Raw genomic sequence first — 20,251 nt, 5'->3', positions numbered from 1 at the left:
CACCAAACCAAGATTAAATGCAAACCCAACCAGTAAAACAACCCCAAAACCATTGAAAACAAGCCAAAACACCGGCGTGTCGAAAAACCGCAATCAATCAGCCTCAAACCGACTTACGCCACAAAACTACACTTAACTAATCACTTAACTAATCAATCAACCAATTACTCAACCAATTAATTAGACATAAGTCCTAATCAATCAGCTTTAAGTCCAAACAACTCAGCAAATCCAAAAACATCAATGTTTCCATACTTCTCAACTAACTGCATCCAGCGCATAGAATTGCTTTCGCCAAATCGCGCAGCTTTGCGACGATACGCGTCCGCACTCAAAAAACGAGGAGGAATTGATTTGCTGTTATATTTATCCGCAACCATAACAATTTCTTGCTCAACAGTTTGCGGAATATAGTCACCAGCAGGAAGCGGCAAATTTTGCGCAACGACTTGCTCACGTGTCAACCCAACACCAGTATGATTACGAGCAAATTGAGCAATATCTTCACTAAACCCGTTATCAATTAAATATTTATAACCGCGCAAACCATGCAAAATATAATTAGGTCCATCAAATCGCAATTCGCCGCCATCATTTTCGCTGCCATCTTTAGCAAGCACAAAATACGTGCCTATATCATGTATCAATCCGCCAATAAAAGCAGCATATTCATCAATATAAGAATCAGGAGCAAATCCACCTTTAATTGGAGGTAAGTCACAATACTTATCTCCAATAAGCTTTTTAAGACAAGCTTGAGCAAGATCCGCGCGATCAGCTAACGCGCTATTAACACTCTTAGAGTCAAGCAACATATTGCAATGATGCGCTATTTGCCAAGAGATAGTTGCAATTATCGCGCAATGGCCATGAATAAGATCATAAGCGGAAGAAGAAGGCGCAGTAATCAAATGCAATTTTTCTACTTCACTAAAATCAGGTAAATTAGCTAATTTCACCGAATTGCATTTATCTAGATTTTCTGCGCCATTTTCCATTTTTAAAACTATTCCTTAAGACTCTTCATTATTTTTTAGAAGGATCTTCCCTAACTTTAGAAGAATCTTCCTTAACTTTAGCTGCATTTTCTTCAGCTTTAATCGCATCTTTTAGCAAAACTGGATCAATATTCCCAGTATTCGCCAACTTTTCATCAGCAAACATCACGTTAGCTGCTGCAATATCTCGCGCATTCATAACGGCAGTCTGCTCAGCGTCAGTAGGCCTACTATCTTTCACAGGAATATCTGTTTCAACAGCAGAAGCTCCTTGCAAAGATTGAACTGCTCGTTGCGCACAATCCTCACGCTTCAAACGCGGAGGCCTACGAGTAGAAACGAACAATGGCTGAACTTCAACAATAGGATTATAAGGAGCTAAACCAAACCATTTAACAGGAGTACCAGCAATATGTCGAATCGCGTACTTCATATTCAACGACAAAGCACCGCGCACAGAAACATTCGATTCAGGCATTAAAGCTTTGTGCAAAAGCACGTAACGAATTGGACCAATATCTGGATCCGCATCAACCTTCGGATAAACAGACTTCTGCTGCGGCAATTCGCCTGTATGGGAAAGATCATGCATAATTTGATGCAAATAAGCAGGAATAGAAGGAGAAACCTTAAAACCTAACTTAATTTTCACGCGGAACAGATAATCAGTGCCAAAATTCTCGACACAATATTCGCGAGTAAAAGGAGCATCATCCGTTTCAACAGAAACAGCCCACCACGCGCGAGCGCGTTTAGGATGATCAGCAAAAATCGAGAAGAAAATACCAGTATCCAAACGCTTCATTTCGCGATCAGATGTCAAATACACGATATTATCCGCAAAATACGGAATACGAAAATCGCTGTGTAATTTGTCTAATACCGGCAAGAAATCCTTAGGCTTCATATGCAAGCGCTGCGAACGTTCAATCTTAGTGCCATCTTTCCAAGTGACCATAATGATCAAAATCGAAGCTCCAAGAAGCATAGTGAACCAACCACCATGCATAAACTTTGCCAGAGAAGCCACGAAGAACATAAATTCTATGACAAGGAACACAACCGAGAATACAAAAGCACCAAAGCGTTTCTTCTGATACCACATTCGCACAGCAAGAAGCGTGGTTGTCGCAATCATCGTCATAGTCAAAGCTAAACCATACGCGCCAGAAATATGCTCAGAATCGCGGAACACAGCCAAAACTGTTAATGTCGAAATGCACAAAACAACGTTTACAACTGGGATATACAACTGTCCGCGAGTACGCGCAGGATAACGAACCTGAAGATGAGGCATCCAATTCAAGCTCGTTGCTTCAGAAACCATAGTGAAAGCACCAGTAATCAAAGCCTGAGAAGCGATAATACCGGCTGTAACAGAAAGAATAACGGCTACATATCGCAGATTTGGACCAAGCATTTGGAAGAATGGATTTAAACCTTCAGTCGACCATAACGCTTTATCATTTTGATGCTTTAGCATCCATGAACCCTGGCCAAAGTAATTAAGAATAAGCGCAACTTTAATGAATGGCCAAGTGACATAAACATTTCCTCTACCAACATGCCCCATATCTGAATACAACGCTTCAGCACCAGTAGTTGAAAGGAAGATTGTACCCATAACAGCAAGGCCAGCAAAGTTATGCGTGCTAAACAGGAATTTAATGCCATATACAGGATTAAGAGCTTCAAAAATAGTAAAATCTGTACCTATATTCATAATTCCGACAAGCGCAAGGAACGCAAACCAAATCATGACAACAATGCCAAATACTTTGCCGATTCTCTCAGTACCGCGCTGTTGAACAGAGAATAAAACAACGATGATAACAACAGTAATCATCAAAGATAAATTAGTATTCTCCATAAAAATTGGCTTAAAAGCGTCAATTGTGCGCAAACCTTCAACTGCAGAAGATATTGAAACTGCAGGAGTTAGTACAGAATCCGCCAAAAACGCTGCACCGCCAAGCATTGCAGGTATAGCAAGCCATGCTCCACGCTTGCGAATTAAAGAATAAAGGGCAAAAATACCACCTTCACCCTTGTTATCTGTACGCATTGCTACGAAAACGTATTTAACAGTCGTAATTAAAGTAATGGACCAGAAAACTAATGAAAGCATTCCAAAAATTGCTTCACGATCAATATTCTGCAATCCGCCTTGCCCAGCTAAAAATGTTTGAGCCGTATACAAAGGAGAAGTACCAATATCTCCATAAACAACGCCAAGCGCAACAATCGCCATTCCGAAAGTAAATTTATCGGAGCTAGTCTGGATTTTAGCCCACAAACGCCCGATAGGACCGCGCACTGCACTATCAGCAAGCTTTTCAGCTTCTTTTACTTCTTGCGCTTGTTGCTTAGCGATTACTTCGCGTTCTTCACGAGTGGTCGTTTTCTGTGAAACTTTCGGCGCTTTAGTAAATGACGCTGCGCGCAAAATAGCAGATTTTGAGACTTTATCAGAATCTTTCGCACCATTGCGAGGATCCTTTGTACCTTCTTTCGTTGGTACACTAATGCGTGACTTAGTCATGCCAGATTCCTCCATAGCTAAGACCTATCCCATCGCTTAAGGGAGTTGCATACGGCCTTATTTAACATACAGCATTATTTAACTCGTACTTGGATATTGTATACAACAATAGATATATAGCGCAAAAGATAACGAAAAACCCTTGAAAAACAAGGGTTTTGTGCTGCTAGAATCCGTAGACTTTTTTAGTGTTTTCGCGCGTGATTTTCGCCGCATCTTCTAACTGCATATTTAAAACTTCAGCAAGAACTTCTAGCGTATAAGGAACCATATAAGGTGCGTTTGGCCTTCCCCGATAAGGCATTGGCGTTAAATAAGGCGCATCAGTTTCAACAGTTATATGCGATTTTCCGATTATAAGCGCTGATTTACGCAAATCCTCATTGCCTTTGTAACTTATCGTTCCAGAAAAACTTGCATACCATCCATGCTCTTTGAGTATTTCTGCTAAATCCGCACCGCCAGCATAGCTGTGAAATACTGTTCTCTCAGGAGCGCCATCTTGTAATAAAACCTTTACTACGTCTTCGTGAGCGTCACGATCGTGAATTTGCAAAGGCAAGTTCAATTCTTTTGCGAGCGCAATATGATCTCGAAAAGCCTCTATTTGTGCTTCTCTCGCAGTCTCTCCTGTACGAAAGTAGTCTAAACCGGTTTCGCCTATTGCCACTACTTCTTTGGGATGCTCTACTACTAGCGAACGCAAATGTTGCATTGCTTCGTCAAATGGAATATCGTGATACGGCTTATAAACTATCGGAAGTCCGTCAGGTCCTTGAGCGCCTTTATGCCCATGTAGTACTGCTTCATTCGGGTGTATTGCGATTGCTGCACGAACTGAATTTTCATGCGCTTGAGCGAATTTAATCGTCGGCTCCCAGTCTGGATATTCACATCCGACTTCTAGCATGTGTGAAACGCCTGCTGATTTTGCTTGAGTAACTAAGTCGTCTGCAGTAGGTTCTGCTATTAAATCGCGCCCTTTTTCTGCTAATTCTTTGTTTAAATTATGTGCAAAATCCACAACGCTAAGCATATGCGTATGATCGTCTGCAATTGTTAGGCCTTCTTTAAGCAAATTTTCCCATATTGCAGATTGTTCTGTTAACGCTGGTGCCCAGTTGTGTTCGCGATGATGTTTACTCATACTATTAGTTTACCCACGAAACTTCACGCTAAAGAAACTTCTTATTTAATAAATCAACTACTTATTAGTGCTCGCGAAACTTCTTATTTAGCATTTTTAGCATCTTTAGCATCTGTAGCATTCACACAACAGACTGACGAATCGCTGCATATTGCGATTCCACAAGACGATAGTAAGATCCTTTCGCCGCCATAAGCTCCTTATGCGTACCACGTTCCACAATTTGCCCATGATCGATTACGCAAATTAAGTTAGAGTTTTCAATAGTTGACAGCCTGTGAGCGATTACGAAAGAAGTGCGATTTTTAAGCAATTGAGCTAATCCTGCTTGCAGTGCTTCTTCTGTGCGAGTATCAATATTGCTTGTCGCCTCGTCGAGAATAAGAATTCGCGGATCTGCAAGTAATACTCGCGCAAAAGATATAAGCTGACGCTGGCCTGCAGAAAGAGTAGCTCCTCGCTCCTCAATTTCAGTATCGTATCCGTTTGGTAATCCTTCAATAAACTCGTGCGCGTGCACAACTCGAGCCGCAGCTTCAATTTCTTCGTCTGTAGCATCAAGTTTCCCATAACGAATGTTTTCACGGACTGTTCCACTGAAAATAAAACTATCTTGCAGCATGACGCCCATTTGCTTGCGCAACGAAGCCAAAGTTACAGAGCGCACATCGTGACCGTCTATAGTAATCGAACCTTCAGAAACGTCGTAGAATCTGGAAAGAAGACTTACAAGAGTTGTTTTTCCAGCACCAGTAGGACCTACAAGAGCTACAGTAGTTCCAGGCTCAACATGCAAATCAACCAAATTTAATATTGGCTTTCCATCATCTTCGTAGCGGAATACTACGTCATTTACATCTACTTTGCCTTTAATTTGCGGCAATTCTTCAGCATCAGGCTTATCTACAATATTCGGCTTAATTCCTAGCGTTTCAAAAATTCGCTCCAAATAAACTGAACATGTTACAAGTTGCGTGTAGAAATTACCAATATTTACTACTGGATCCCAGAATGTAGTCGAATACCATATAAATGCGATAAGCGTACCAGTGCTTACATTCATTGCACCAACGTTTGTTATGCCAACATAGTACAAAAGCGCTATTGCTGCAGTTTCAATAACTGAAGCTCCAGGCCAAAGAAGCAACTGCACTCTAACGTTTCGCATCCAAGCACTTCTTACTTCTGATTGCTGCTCTTGGAAAGTATTATATGCCGTCGCTTCACGAGCAAAGGTCTGTGTTGTTTTTACGCCTGCAATTGATTCGTGCAAATATGCGTTCAAATTACTTTGCTTATTTGATAATTTTTTAGACGCCTTTTTTTGCAGAATTTGCAAAGTGCGAGTCCAGATTATAAATATTGGGAATAACACTAAGCTCCACAATGCCATTCGCCAATCTATAACAAACATTGTGATTAACGTAATAATAAGCACAAAAACATCAGAAAATACGTTAATTAAACCTGAAGAAAGCGTGTCAGAAAGCGTATTAATGTAGTTCACAATGCGAATTAAAATTTTCCCGTGCGGACGCGAATCAAAATAATCAAATGATAGTGACTGCACGTGAGTGAAAATATCGCGGCGCATATCTTTAATAATCAGCTGTCCTAGGCGCGTTATTGCCAGCGTCCTGTACGCTAAGCCTAGTTCGTAAAGCACAATAAGTAATGCGAATACAGCAATAACCATGTAAAGATATGTGACGTTTTTACTTGGCAAAACTACATCTATAAGAATTTTTGTAATCATTGGCATTGCAGTCATAATTATGCTTCCACTAATTACGACTAGCACTACGCGCACTAATTGCCATATGTACGGCTTTATGTATGCCCGGACGCGTAGCAGTTCATGAACGTTAACGTGTTCTTCTTGACTTTCGTCTTGATCGTAAGTATTACGTTGCGCCATCTGCTACTCCTCCTTCGTTTCAAATCCTGCAGAAATACCCGTTTGCAAGCCAAGTTGCTTTCGGTAAATCTCCCAATAACGCCCGTGCGCTGCAACAAGTTGAGCGTGCGTTCCGCGTTCCACGATTTTTCCGTGATCTAATACAACAATCATGTCTGCATCTTTAACGGATGAAATTCTGTGCGCAATTGTGATTATTGTGCGCGTGCCATCAAGCTTTTTTAACTCCTGTTGGATATGCTCTTCTGTTTCCATATCTACAGCGGAAGTTGTATCGTCCATAATCAAGATTGCAGGATTATTTGCCAATGCGCGAGCTAAGCTTAAACGCTGCTTTTGCCCACCCGAAAGACCTACTCCGCGCTCACCTACTACCGTTTCATAGCCTTCTGGCATATTCATAATGAAATCGTCTGCCGCAGCAATTCTAGCCATTCTGCGAATAGTACTATCTAATTCCTTGCGATTTTCTTTATCTTTAGGAAGACCGAAACTAATATTCCCTGCAATAGTGTCAGAAAACAGGAATGTTTCCTGTGCAACTATGCTAACTTGGTTGCGAACAGTTTCTAGAGGCCATTCGCGAACGTCTTTTCCGTCAATTAAAACGCGTCCACTCGTAGGATCGTAGAATCTTGCGATAAGACTTACAAGAGTTGATTTTCCAGAGCCTGTTTCACCAAGAATACCCAATTTACTTCCTGCTGGAATATCTAAATTAATATCTTGCAAAACCAAAGAGTTTTGATCATCAGGGAACGCAAACTCAACATTTTCGAAGGTAATCTCACCTTTGACTTTAATACTTTCTTCTGCATTCTTAGGAAGATTAATATGCGATTCTTGCGTAAGAAGCTTGCGAATATTCACGCACCCTGCATTAAAACGCTGCCAATCGTTTATAAGCCAACCCACCATTCGTACAGGCATATGAAGCATCCAAAGGAAGCTATTAAAAGTGACGAATGTGCCTAAAGTCATGTTGCCGCTCAAAACCAGCCAACCGCCGAAGCCTACTGTTATAAGCTCAAGCACAAAGCCCATTCCATCAAGCCATGGCATGTATTTTTGAGTGTTTTTTGCAAGAGTAATATTTCGATTAAAGTAATCTTCGTTGCACTCGTCGAATTTTTTAGTTTCGTAATCTTCACGCACAAAAGCTTTTACAACGCGATTTCCTTCAATATTTTCCTCAACCATTGAATTCATACGAGCGAAAGATTCACGAATTGCAAGGAATTTCGGCCTAGCATTTTTGCCCATAATTCTTGACAGTACGAACAAAAATGGCGTAATCGCCATAAGCGCTAATGCAAGCTGCCATTGGATTGATACCATTATGACTAATGCGAATACGAACATTACTACGCAATCTAAAGCCATATACGATACCCAACTAAGCACATGACGAATTGCATCCGTATCAGAAGTCATGCGGCTCATAATGTCGCCTGTGCGCGTGTGATTAAAGTACGTAAAATCGAGAGAATGAAGCTTTTCGTACTCGTCGCTTACAAGTCGGTATACAGTATTCTGCCCAAACTTTTCCATTAAAAGTTGGTAAATATACCTAGATCCAACTCGCACAATCATCATAGACACCATTAATATGCATGTGCCAATCAGCAAATTATGTTGTTTGCCAATAATGATTTTGTCTACTATAAAGCCTGAAAGCAACGGCATTGTCATTGCCATTGTGTCGTTGATTATAAATAGGAAAATAGAAAGCCAAACTTTCCACATATCTGGCTTGCAATATTGCAATATCCAGCGCACGTTACTCGCGTCTTTGCGTTTAGTTGGGTTTACGTACATGCGCTGTTCTCTCCTTCATTCGCACAAATAAAAACAAAATAAATTTAATAATTATATGGATAAAGACAAAAACATGTGGCACGAAGCCATAAGACCACGCGCCACATGCTATCGTTAAGCAACTAGCTTAGTAAATCTGTGCGATTTATTGCTACAAATTTACTTACTTCTGCCAACCCATGTCCTCAACAAGAACGCTAGCATAACCAGAAGGACCGGCGTTAGCAAAGCCCTTCTTGTAAGCCTGGTAGGTTGGAGGAGCGGAAACTGGGATGGTGCCGTATTCAGCGAAGGCCATAGCCTCAGCCTTGTTGGACAAAGAAATCTGCTCATTGTAATCGTAGGTCTTACCAACCTTAGCGAAGATTGCATCGATTTCCTTGTTACCAGTACCAGCGAAGTTGGACTCAGAAGTGGAGTTGTAAAGCTGGGAACCAGCGGCCAAGAAGCTTAATGGAGATGTGGAAACCCATGCCATTGGAAGCACCTGGAAGTCGTGGGTAGTTACAGTCTTTGCAAACTTAGCAGCAGGCTTGTTAACAGTTTCGCACTTGATGCCAGCTTCCTTCATCATGGACTGGAATGCCTTAGCAAGAGAAGCCTGAGTAGAGTCATCGCCGAAGAAGGTAAAGGAAATCTGAAGAGTCTTTCCGTCCTTCTCGTAGTAGCCATCCTTGCCCATCTTGTAGCCAGCAGCTTCAAGAGTCTTCTTTGCGTTAGCAACGTTGTACTTAGATTCAGCTGGGAGATTGTTCTTGTAACCAGCCTGGAACATGGAAGCAAGCTCAGAACCTGGCTGTTCGCTCTTCCAGTTCATACCCAAGAACTGAATCTTGTTGTAGTTATTAACGTCGAATGCCTGAACAACAGCCTTACGTACAGCCTTATCCTTAAGTGCTCCAACCTTAGAGTTGAAGTTCAAAACGCGAATCTTAGTGCTGTAACCGTAACGAAGCTGTGCATTTTCTACCTTGCGGACAGCGATGATGTTATCGCTTGAACCGACAGAATCAAGAGAATCAATCTCGCCATTCTTGAATGCGTTCAAAGCAGCAACATCTTCCATGCGCTTTACAACAACCTTATCAAGCTTTGCCTTCTTGCCCCACCACTTTGGATTACGCACGAAAACAACCTGATCTTGAGTTACAGACTTAACCATGAATGGACCTGCACCCCATTCATTGTGAGGATTGTCAACCCAACCCTGGTTGAATGTCTTAGGATCAGTAGCCTTCGGATGAACCAGTGGAGAGAAGAGCAATTCCCAAGTTGCGCATGGCTTCTCATAAGTCACAACAACTTGCTTAGGACTGGAACCCTGTTCAACGCTCTTAATGCAATCGTAGCCTTCGGTGCTTGGAACAGAATATGCTTCGTTCTTTCCGTTCATAGCCTGCCATGTAGCCTTGAAAGCAGTGTAATCGATGTCAGTGCCATCATTCCACTTAGCCTTTGGATTCAAATCGTATTGAACTACGAGAGGCTTGTCGCTTACCTTCTTAACAGAAGTGATGTAATCAGGATTATACTTAAGCTTCTCACCCTTAGCAGTGTCGTAATAAGAAAGTGATGGCTGGTAGAATCCCCACAAAGTGTTCATATAAGCGGTGTTACCGTCGTTAGAAGCGTAGTTCCAGTTTGGACCGATGTTAGAGAGTGCAAACGTGTAAGTGCCGCCATCTTTAATGTTTTCACGTGGCTGTGGATTATCGTAGCGCTTGTCAATCTCTGGCATTGGCAAAGTACCAGTGTAGGTAGATTCAACACCTGCAGCTGGTTCAGCCTTAGAGACGTCACCTGCGGAAGTGTTCTTTCCGCCACATGCGCCGAGCAGCATTGCTACTGAAAGAGCAGCTGCTGCAAATACAGTCAGTTTACCTGCATTTGTTTTTTTCATGATTCCTCTCATTCCCCGGATGATGTCCTATTTCCGGTATGTTGTTAGAGTATATCTTGTCATATGACATTTTGATTACGATTACTACCAACATCCACATTATGAACATTTGTTAATTGAATTTTTAGTTAACGAAATGCTAATTCATACGTATAAAATCAAAAACTAAAAATTTTTTAGTTAATTTTTACTAAAAAACAAAATATTTTACTTTTCATTCGTTTATCTAATGTTTACAAAAAAATACAACATATCGATTTATATTCGCGAAAAACAAAAACAGAAACAGAAAACACAAACACAAAATAAAAAGGCGTGCACTCATACAAGTGCACGCCTAAATAAAGTGTTCTAACTGAAAATCACTCTAGTATCAGAATGTATCGTCCTCAGAAAGAATAATACGCTTACGATGCTTCTCAATCTTAGGATCTGGAATAGGAACAGCACTAATCAGAGCCTTAGTATAAGGATGTTGAGGATTATCGAAAACTTCATCAGTTTCGCCATATTCCACAATACGACCACGATACATAACAGCAATTCGGCTAGAAATGTGACGAACTACAGCCATATTATGTGCAACGAATAAGTACGCTACGCCAAGCTTATCTTGCAAATCCTCAAGCAAATTAATAATGCCAGCCTGAATAGAAACATCCAAAGCAGATACAGGCTCATCGAGAAGCAAAAGTTTAGGATTTACAGCCAATGCACGAGCGATAGCAATACGCTGACGCTGACCGCCAGAGAACTGCGTTGGGAATCGATCAACCTGGTCTGGATTCAACTCAACCAATTGCATAAGCTCCGCAATACGATCGCGAATTTCAATCTTGGACTTATGCTGTACCAACAAAGGCTCAGCCAAAATATCGTAAACCAACATACGAGGATTGAGCGAGCTCATTGGATCCTGGAACACATATTGAATATCAGAACGAAGCTGACGACGCTTTAAGCTAGTCAAATTATCATTAAGCTCAGTTCCAAAAACAGTAATCGAACCAGACTCCGGCTTCTTCAAATTCATGATTTCCATCAAAGTAGTAGACTTACCAGAACCAGATTCGCCCACCAAGGCCAAGGTTTCGCCTTCGCGCACTTCAAAACTTACATCATCTACTGCGCGAACAACACCAACCTTGCGACGCAAGAAACCGCCACCAGTAATTGGGAATGTTTTCACAAGATGTTTAACATCCAAAACAACCTTGCGCTGCTCGCGAGGAATACCCTCGAAAATAGGCTTAATATCACGTTCGCTCTCCGCACGAAGCATTGCACGAACAGTTTCAGATTGAGCTTCAGCGCCAAGAATAGAACTGGTATCGCCAGACTTTTCAGATTCTATAAGCATATCCATAGTAGGCTTAGAAATTGGCGTCAAACGACGAGTACGCTTTTGATCGACTCTAGGAATAGCTCCAAGCAAGCCAATCGTATATGGCTGAGTTGGGTGTTCAAAGATCTCTTCAACAGTATTATGCTCAACCAAATGACCTGAATACATAACAATAACTTCATCAGCTACACCAGCGATAACGCCTAAATCGTGTGTGATGAAAATCATTGCTGCACCGGTAGCAGCCTGAGCTTTCTTCAAAACTTCCAACACCTGAGCCTGAATTGTAACATCCAAAGCTGTAGTTGGCTCATCGGCAATAATAACATCTGGATTATTAGCAATTGCCATAGCAATCATAACGCGCTGACGCATACCACCAGAAAACTCGTGAGGGAACGCCTTCAAACGTGCTACTGGATTAGAAATACCAACCAAAGTGAGCAACTCAATAGAGCGACTACGAATCTGCTCATCAGTCATATCAGGATTATGAATAACTAATGCCTCTTTAAGCTGATCGCCAATAGAGAAAACAGGAGTCAAAGCAGAAAGAGGATCCTGGAATACCATAGCAATATTCTTGCCGCGCAGAGCACTCATCTCAAGATCAGTCTTAGTTAAAAGTTCTTCACCTCTATAAGTTATAGAACCTTTAACAGAAGCATTCTTGTCAAGCAAACCCATAACAGCTAAGGAAGTAACAGACTTACCAGAACCAGATTCACCAACAATACCCAAAGTCTTGCCAGGATACAAATCAAAGTTCATATCTCTTACTGCATGAACTGTACCAGCTTCAGAAGCAAAGTTCACTTGCAAATTGCGAACAGAAATCAATGGCTTATCATCAGGCCACTTACCACTGAACTTATCGTCGCTCTTTGCAACTTTCTTATTCTTTTTAAGAGGCCAAAGATTCTTTAAACTAAAGCCACAAGATTTTTTAGAATCTTCATGCTTTTTGTCTGACTTTTTAGCCTTATCAGCAACTTTCTCAGAAGCCTTTTCAGTCTTCTGGTCGCTAAGCTTAGCCTCAGTGTTCTGATCTTCCATAGTGGTATTTTCCTTATTCACGTCATTCACCATATCGGTCATTTTTACACCTCTAAATAAGCCTTACTCGGCTTTACCAACTGACTTGGAATACGGATCGATAGCATCACGCAAACCATCACCAATAAGCTGCATAGAGAATGTGAGCAAAACAAGAACAACTGCAGGAGGCAAAATAAGCCATGGAGCTGTATAAAGCTGATCCTGACCAGTGCTAAGCAACACACCGAGAGAAGTATCTGGGCTCTTAATACCGATGCCCAAGAAGCTTAAAGCAGTTTCGCCATTAATTGCACCAATAACGCCAAGAACCAAATTAATAATCAAAACAGAACCAAGATTTGGAACTAAGTGTCGAATGATGATAAAGAATGAATTCACACCTTCGAACTTTGCAGCACGCACATATTCACGTTCACGCAAGCTTAAAGTTAAAGTTCGAATGGTACGCGCATAACCAATCCAACCGAAAACTGACAGGCCAAAAGTAAGCCACAGCCAATCGCTTCCACCACTTGCATTGCCAATAAGCAAAGAAATAAGCAAGAATGAAGGAACAATCAAAAGCATATCGAGGAACCACATACCGACATGCTCAAACCAACCCTCAAAGTATGCAATTGCCGTACCAACAATAGCAGCAATGATAGTGATGCATATAGAGCTAATAATGCCTATAGCCAAAGATCTACCTAAGCCTCGGATAAGCATTGCATACATATCGGAGCCTTCCTTGGTAGTACCAAGCCAATGATCTGCAGAAGGCGGCTCACGCAAAGCTGACATGCTCGTATCAGTATATGAATACTTAGTGAATAAAGATCCAAACAAAGCAAAGAACACCAAAATTACTAAAATAACTAAGCCAAAAACTGCAGACGGACGGCGGAAGAATCTGCGAGTATAAAGCCTAAGCCTTCCCGTACGCTTAAAGTTAGCCCACGATGAAGTTCCTTCAGATTTGGCGGATTCATTTGAATTCTGCTTAGATTTAGAAATCTTCTTTTCTGCTGCAGCATTCTTAGACTCTGCAGTTTTCACAGATTCGTCTTTCTTTAATTCCTCATCTTTTTTAGATTCAGTATTCTTCAAATCAATCTTTTTGGAATCAGAAGATTTATTACTTGTCATGCTAATATCACCTACACTCTAACGCAATCAACTCAAACGAATACGTGGATCTAACCAAGCAGAGAAGATATCTGCAAGCAAAGCACCAGATAATGTACATACAGCACCAAATGCAGCAACTGCGGTAGCACCATTGATGTCATTTTGAGCAAGAGTATTAAGGAAGTACTCGCCCAAACCGTGGATAGCATACATTTTCTCTGTCATAACAGCACCAGTAAAGATACCTGCAATAGAGAATGCAACGTCAACAGCAGTAGGAATTAAAGAAGTACGCAAAGCATGGCGGCGAATAGCAATATTCAACGGCAAGCCTTTAGCGCGAGCAGTACGCACATAATCGGCATTCATTGTATCAAGCAAATAGGTTCGCTGAGTCAAATGATAACCAACCATGCCAGAAATAGTCATAGAAATAGTTGGCAAAATCAAATGCTGCAAGAAATCAGCCAAATACTCAAATATGTTATTGCCTTGATACGAGCTTAAACCAGTGACGTAGAAAACGCGATATTCTGCTGAATCGTTAATGAAAATAGCCAAATTAACAATAGCCAAAATCATTACAGCAGTAGGAACAACAAGTAGGAATGTGGAAATTGCATTCAGAACACGATCCTGCCACTTGTATTGACGAATAGCTGTATAAATACCAAGGCTAACACCAATAATAATGCCTAATACGGTAGCTCCAGTAACAAGCTCCACAGAAGCACCAATTCTATAAGCAATTTCTTTTCCGACATGACCACCATCTGGACTTAATCCCCAATCCCATCTGGTGAAAATGCCACCGAGCCATCTAAAATAGCGAATTATGACTGGCGTACGATCGTTGATATTCGCAGCATCTAACGAAAGTTCAATTGAATAACCAGGAGTCGCTTTTCCAGGCGAAATCTGAGCATGGTTAGAACGCGGATCCATAAATGCGCTCGCCAAGAAATATGTCATAGACACTGCTACGAACAGCATCACAACATAATTCAAGCACCGCTTAATAATGTATCGAATCATTATAACTCTTTTCTCCGCCTAGCATATCCAAACACAGACAATCACAAACCGCGGAAGTTTGTATGCCTTTAACGTCTAATTTCCCGAAAAAAGACACAGTCAAGTGACCCTCATATATAACTCGGGACTGTAATTAGTATATTTTCAGCTAACCTATGTACAACAGAAAATAAGGAAAATATACTCATGTTTAGTAAAATCTCATATAAACCGTAAACCTCAAACATGCCATTAATCGCAGAATATCAAAGTTTTTTAAGGTTTTTGCCGATAAATACTGTTATGCGCTAATGTATTTTTTACACTTAAAAATCTTTTTTGTTAGACGTGCAGCAAACAGCAATAAAATAAAATATATTCTATTTTTACGTCAAAAAACAGAATATTTATCGGTATAACGATAATTATTCAAAAATTCCTTAGGTTTGTAAACAATATGTCACAATTACGAAACACAACAGTATAAGTCTTGAACAATGTGACCTATAGAATAGCTTTTATTAGCCAATGCTAGATTATTTAAGGAGTTATATGGCAGAGAATGTCAAAGCAGTGACCATGGATCACGTGCAAGAATATTCCAAACATTTCAACGAACAGCGCGCAAACCGATTGGCAGCGAACGCCTCTGTAGCAAATGGCGTGCTTAAAGCAGCAACAAGCTACCAAGGCCAACGAGAACTTCCACGCGACTTCTCAATCGAATTAAAACAAGGAACAATAACAAATCAGCAGCACTCTGGACGTTGCTGGATGTTCGCTTCTCTTAACACTTTGCGCTATGAATTAATGCACAAGTGGGATTTAGAAGACTTCGAGTTTTCTGAAAGCTACCTGTTCTTCTGGGACAAGATTGAAAAAGCAAACGCATATTTGGAAAACGTGCTTGCAACACTTGACGAAGATGTTAATAGCCGAGTTTTCGAATGCATTAACTATGGCCCAATCGACGATGGCGGCTGGTGGCAAATGTTCGTTAACTTGGTAAACAAGTACGGACTCGTGCCAAAGAGCGCATACCCAGATTCTCAGAATGCCATTGACTCAGATGCATTTGTACAATACATAAATACCAAGTTGCGCGAATTCGCTGCAGAAATGCGCGAAGCCCATAAGAACGGTACTTCTTTGGAAGAATTGCGCGAAATGAAAGTCCGCGACTTGGAAACTATTTACCGCATGACTTCTATTGCTTTAGGCGAACCACCAGCAAAATTCGATTTCTTCGCACGCACTAAAGACGAGGACGAAGATAAGAAGGACGAAAAGAAGGACAGCGAAAAAGCTGGCGAAGAAGCTAAGAAAGACGAAGCCGAAAAGGACGACAAGAAAGAAGAAAAGCCAAAGACCGGCAAAGACGAGCGTCCAATTATTCGCGAATATGGTATTACTCCACTAGAATTTGCAAAGAAGTATGTGCCAATTGACGTGAACGACTTCGTAACAATATGCAACTCTCCTATGGAACGCACTCCGTTCAACAAGCTCTATCAGTTAAAGTACAGCACAAACGTGGCTGAAACTGAGGAACTCGAATTCCTTAACGTACCACTTGAAGTATTCCGAAAAGCAGCTGTTGATCAGTTGAAGGACGGACATCCAATTTGGTTCGCATGCGATTGCACTCAGTTCTCACTCAGACAAGAAGGATTCTTTGATCCTGCAGTTGTGCGCGTAGATGAACTGTTTGATGTGAAATTCACATTCGACAAGGCTAAAGGTTTGGAATACATGGATTGCCCAGGCAACCATGCAATGACATTCACAGGCGTAAACCTCAATGAAAAGGGCGAGGCAGATCGCTGGAAGATTGAGAATAGCTGGGGCAAGGATAACGGCGAAGACGGATACTATGTCGGCTCCGCTGAATGGTTCGACCGCTACGTTACTGAAATAATCATCAATAAGAAGTATCTCGATGAAGCAACATTAGCTGTCTTAGGCCAGGAGCCAGTAATGCTCGAACCATGGGAGCCACTTTCGAAGCGTTGCCGTTAACTTAAAAGCTTATTAAGCATAAGCACGGTATGCTTTAGAGTTTGAATAACTAGCGCAGATTGCAGCACAGCAGTCTGCGCTTTTATTTTTAAATATGGGCTATAGGATATGGACCATCAGATACGGGCTATCAGATACGGGCTATCAGATATGGGCTATAGGCCAAAAAATAGTGTTATTCCGGGTTATCCCCAAAAAAATATTAATTCATAAAACTGCAAAAACTATATGTCGATTTGATTTGCAGGCGATAAAAAAGAAGCCAGGCGGGAGAGAAAAACCCGCCTGGGCAGAGAGAAAGAGAGAAGAAGGTTTCAGTTATGGGATTCGAATAGCGAATCTCGCTAGCGGATAACCGCTAACAAACTCCATAATACACCATCCTTCATCAAAAAACGATAGTTTAAGCTAAAAATTTCCTTAAAAAAATCTAAAAAATCCTGATTAAATATTTAACTTTTGTTATCTGCATCACTTTTAATTAAATATTTAATCAAAAATCACTTATTCTCTAAAATTTTACGAGCCTCTGCGAGTCTATTCGCCTCAGCACGCTGACGCTCAGCCAAAGCAGATTCAAAACGCTCAAGCTCCTCGTCAACCGCTTCTTTAGGAATCTTAGCAAAAATAGGCGTTGGCTTTGGCACAGGAGTACCAACTACCAACTCTTCGCTTTCCCATGGGTGCACAGTTTCGCCCAAACGGTAATCGCCAGTAATAATCGGATACTTAAATCCAGGCTTATCCAAATCCTCTACTTCCTCAATACGAGGCAATGGAGAAAATACGCCGGTTCCGCCAAGCGCTTCCCACACTTTTTGAGCAGAATGAGGCAAGAATGGCGCCAACAAATGATTAGCATCAGATACAGCTTGAGCAGCAACATGCAAAACAGTACCAAGTCGAGCTTCATCATCCTTAATCTTCCAAGGCTCAGTTGCAGAAATATACTTGTTAATATCTGCAACAACATGCATAGCCTCAGTCAAAGCATTCTTCTGACGATGACGCTCAATCAAACCACCAACAATTTCAAAAGCGTTAGAAGTTTGATCCAGTAAAGCGCGATCCATATCCGTCATAGAATCTTCATCAAGAGGAGGAATTGCACCAAAGTTCTTATTAATAAGATTTGCTACTCGATTTACAAGATTTCCCCAACTTGCAGCAAGCTCCTCGTTATTATGACGAGCAAACTCAGCCCAAGTAAAATCAGCATCAGAATTTTCCGGACCAGCAATAGAAATGTAGTATCGCACAGCATCCACAGGATAACGCGCCAAAATATCTTTCACGTAAATCACAATTCCGCGCGAAGAGCTGAACTTCTTGCCTTCCATAGTCATAAACTCAGAAGCAACAACTTGCTCAGGCATATTCAATGGGCCATAAACTCCAGCCTCGCCACCCTTAGAACCAGCACCATTATATGCAAGCATTTCTGAAGGCCAAATCTGAGAATGGAAAGTGATGTTATCTTTGCCCATGAAGTAATAGCCAGGAGCCTTAGGATCACACCACCAATCGCGCCATGCATCCGGCTTACCTTGACGGCGAGCCCATTCAATAGACGCAGACAAGTAGCCAATAACAGCGTCAAACCACACATACAGGCGCTTATTCGGGTTATCAATCCAGCCTTCTACAGGAACCGGAATACCCCAGTCAATATCACGAGTGATAGCTCGAGGCTTAACTTCTTTAAACAGGCCGATTGAGAAGTTAATAACATTTGTACGCCAACCATCCCTTGAATTAAGCCAGCTTAAATTAGCATCAGCTAAAGCAGGCAAATCGAGGAAATAATGCTCTGTTTCTTCAAATCGCGGAGTCTCACCATTAATTTTCGAAACAGGATTAATAAGCTCATCTGGATCAAGCTCATTACCGCAAGCATCACACTGATCACCGCGCGCACCATCTGCTCCACAAAGTGGGCACGTGCCCTCAATGTAGCGATCTGGAAGAGTACGACCCGTAGAAGGAGAAATCGCAACCTTCTGAGTGCCCTTGTAAATATAACCGTTCTTTAAGCATTGACGGAACATTTCCTGAACTACATGCTCATGATTCCCTGTAGTTGTGCGCGTAAATAAATCGTAGCTTAAACCTAAATCGCACAAATCCTTAGTAATTACGCGATTGTAGCGATTCGCAAGTTCCTGAGCACTAACACCTTCTTTATCCGCTTCTACTAAAATAGGAGTTCCGTGTTCGTCCGTTCCAGAAACCATAAGCACGTCATTGCCCTTCATGCGCTCATAGCGAGCATACACGTCTGAAGGTACCCCAAATCCAGCAACATGTCCGATATGACGAGGGCCATTAGCGTATGGCCAAGCAACATTCACCAAAATATGACTCATAGGCAATTATTATCTTGTTCAGCGAGGACACTTATAAATAATATTCAAATAATCAATGAATAAAATACAAATAATAACGTTCTTAAAATCTTATTTAACCGCCAAAATGCGCGAAGTAGAGCCACATAATTTGTGAATTTATACAATCTGCGACAATTATCCACATATCCACAATTTTTTAGTATGCGCTAGCGTAGCTCAATAAATCTGCTTACTCTATAAAAACGCAGAAACACAGACTGAGAGAAAAATGATATACAAGAAAAGCGCAAGCAAAAATTTGATTTTGCAAAGAAATCACAAAAAACATACGAAAACTGCTGAGGAACTAGCACTCAAAGTAATCACGACCATAAATTCAAAATCAAAAAACAATGAAAACTCAGAAAACGCCGAAAATACAGATATGCCAACAATCCTAGATAGCTCAGCACTACCTGGGCCTTTATGCATGAATAAATTAAGCAAAATAGGCATATTCAAGCATTTAGATAATCAAAGTGGATTTTCAGACAAACAATCTAAAACAGTTGCAGGAAGAAGCGAAATAATAAAGAAACTATTGCCTAAAAATACTATTGCATGCCTTTACACATCTGCATGGATTTGGCTAGGCGGATCATTCCCAGTAACTTTAGACGTGCTTTCACAAAGTCACTATAGATCAAGGCCACACGGACGCCCAATACACGTTTATACGCGCAAAATTATTGACGGAGAATGCGTTAAAATCGGAAATTTATTAGTTACTACTCCAACAAGAACAGTATGCGATATAGCTCTCACTCAAACGGAGTCGGAAATAACGCAATCTCTTAGATACAAAACCATATATACGCTTATGGAAAATTACATGATTAATATCAAAGATTGCTCGAATATTTTGAATGACAATCACCATTTTCCAAGCTCTGTAGCTGCTCGCGAGTGGTTGGAAAGCATAATGCAACTTTACATAGATGAAAATATTTGCGAGCGCGAAGAAGAAAACAACCACGAGTATGAATGAGGAAAA

General features: G+C 41.1%; 12 protein-coding genes. 2 read left to right on the top strand and 10 right to left on the bottom strand.

Annotated elements, in window-relative coordinates; genetic code table 11:
- Nucleotides 1–197 precede the first annotated feature (197 nt).
- From HXT51_RS05320 to HXT51_RS05280, 9 genes are all read right to left on the bottom strand, one after another.
- Complete coding sequence (locus HXT51_RS05320) at nt 198–998, bottom strand: HD domain-containing protein (protein ID WP_415706362.1); 801 nt, start codon at nt 996–998, stop codon at nt 198–200.
- A gap of 28 nt (nt 999–1,026) precedes the next feature.
- Nucleotides 1,027–3,540, bottom strand: coding sequence for a KUP/HAK/KT family potassium transporter (locus tag HXT51_RS05315; RefSeq protein ID WP_421776350.1), 2,514 nt, complete (start codon nt 3,538–3,540; stop codon nt 1,027–1,029).
- Nucleotides 3,541–3,706: 166 nt separating this feature from the next.
- Nucleotides 3,707–4,687: a TatD family hydrolase gene (locus tag HXT51_RS05310; protein ID WP_415706364.1), complete on the bottom strand. Its 981-nt coding sequence runs from the start codon at nt 4,685–4,687 to the stop codon at nt 3,707–3,709.
- 121 nt (nt 4,688–4,808) lie between these two features.
- A complete protein-coding gene (locus HXT51_RS05305; protein ID WP_103085042.1) occupies nt 4,809–6,605 on the bottom strand; it encodes an ABC transporter ATP-binding protein in 1,797 nt (598 codons plus the stop codon).
- A gap of 3 nt (nt 6,606–6,608) precedes the next feature.
- Entirely contained in the window at nt 6,609–8,423 is a 1,815-nt protein-coding gene (locus tag HXT51_RS05300; protein ID WP_415692440.1) for an ABC transporter ATP-binding protein, read from the bottom strand.
- A 163-nt stretch (nt 8,424–8,586) separates the two neighbouring features.
- Nucleotides 8,587–10,323 carry an ABC transporter family substrate-binding protein gene (locus HXT51_RS05295; protein WP_421776349.1) on the bottom strand — a complete coding sequence of 579 codons (1,737 nt, stop codon included), beginning with the start codon at nt 10,321–10,323 and terminating at the stop codon, nt 8,587–8,589.
- Nucleotides 10,324–10,696: 373 nt separating this feature from the next.
- On the bottom strand, nt 10,697–12,766 hold the full coding sequence (locus HXT51_RS05290) for an ABC transporter ATP-binding protein (protein ID WP_258004277.1): 2,070 nt from the start codon (nt 12,764–12,766) through the stop codon (nt 10,697–10,699).
- Between the two features lie 21 nt (nt 12,767–12,787).
- Nucleotides 12,788–13,855: an ABC transporter permease gene (locus HXT51_RS05285; RefSeq protein ID WP_421776348.1), complete on the bottom strand. Its 1,068-nt coding sequence runs from the start codon at nt 13,853–13,855 to the stop codon at nt 12,788–12,790.
- 27 nt (nt 13,856–13,882) lie between these two features.
- Nucleotides 13,883–14,872 (bottom strand): ABC transporter permease, encoded by a 990-nt coding sequence (locus HXT51_RS05280; protein WP_415706368.1) that lies wholly within the window; start codon nt 14,870–14,872, stop codon nt 13,883–13,885.
- Nucleotides 14,873–15,403: 531 nt separating this feature from the next.
- Between HXT51_RS05280 and HXT51_RS05275 the strand changes: the two genes are divergently transcribed.
- Entirely contained in the window at nt 15,404–16,870 is a 1,467-nt protein-coding gene (locus HXT51_RS05275; protein ID WP_421776347.1) for an aminopeptidase C, read from the top strand.
- 500 nt (nt 16,871–17,370) lie between these two features.
- Here HXT51_RS05275 and metG read toward each other — a convergent pair whose 3' ends face one another.
- Nucleotides 17,371–19,236, bottom strand: a complete 1,866-nt coding sequence (gene metG, locus HXT51_RS05270) for a methionine--tRNA ligase (RefSeq protein WP_415692445.1) — start codon at nt 19,234–19,236, stop codon at nt 17,371–17,373.
- Between the two features lie 250 nt (nt 19,237–19,486).
- Between metG and HXT51_RS05265 the strand changes: the two genes are divergently transcribed.
- Entirely contained in the window at nt 19,487–20,245 is a 759-nt protein-coding gene (locus tag HXT51_RS05265) for a hypothetical protein (RefSeq protein ID WP_421776346.1), read from the top strand.
- Nucleotides 20,246–20,251: the final 6 nt, after the last annotated feature.

Source organism: Gardnerella sp. KA00255, from assembly GCF_049244095.1.
In the GTDB taxonomy this organism is placed as follows: domain Bacteria; phylum Actinomycetota; class Actinomycetes; order Actinomycetales; family Bifidobacteriaceae; genus Bifidobacterium; species Bifidobacterium vaginale_F.
Note: the sequence above shows the minus strand (reverse complement) of the source record. Positions and strands in the feature narration are given on the sequence as shown.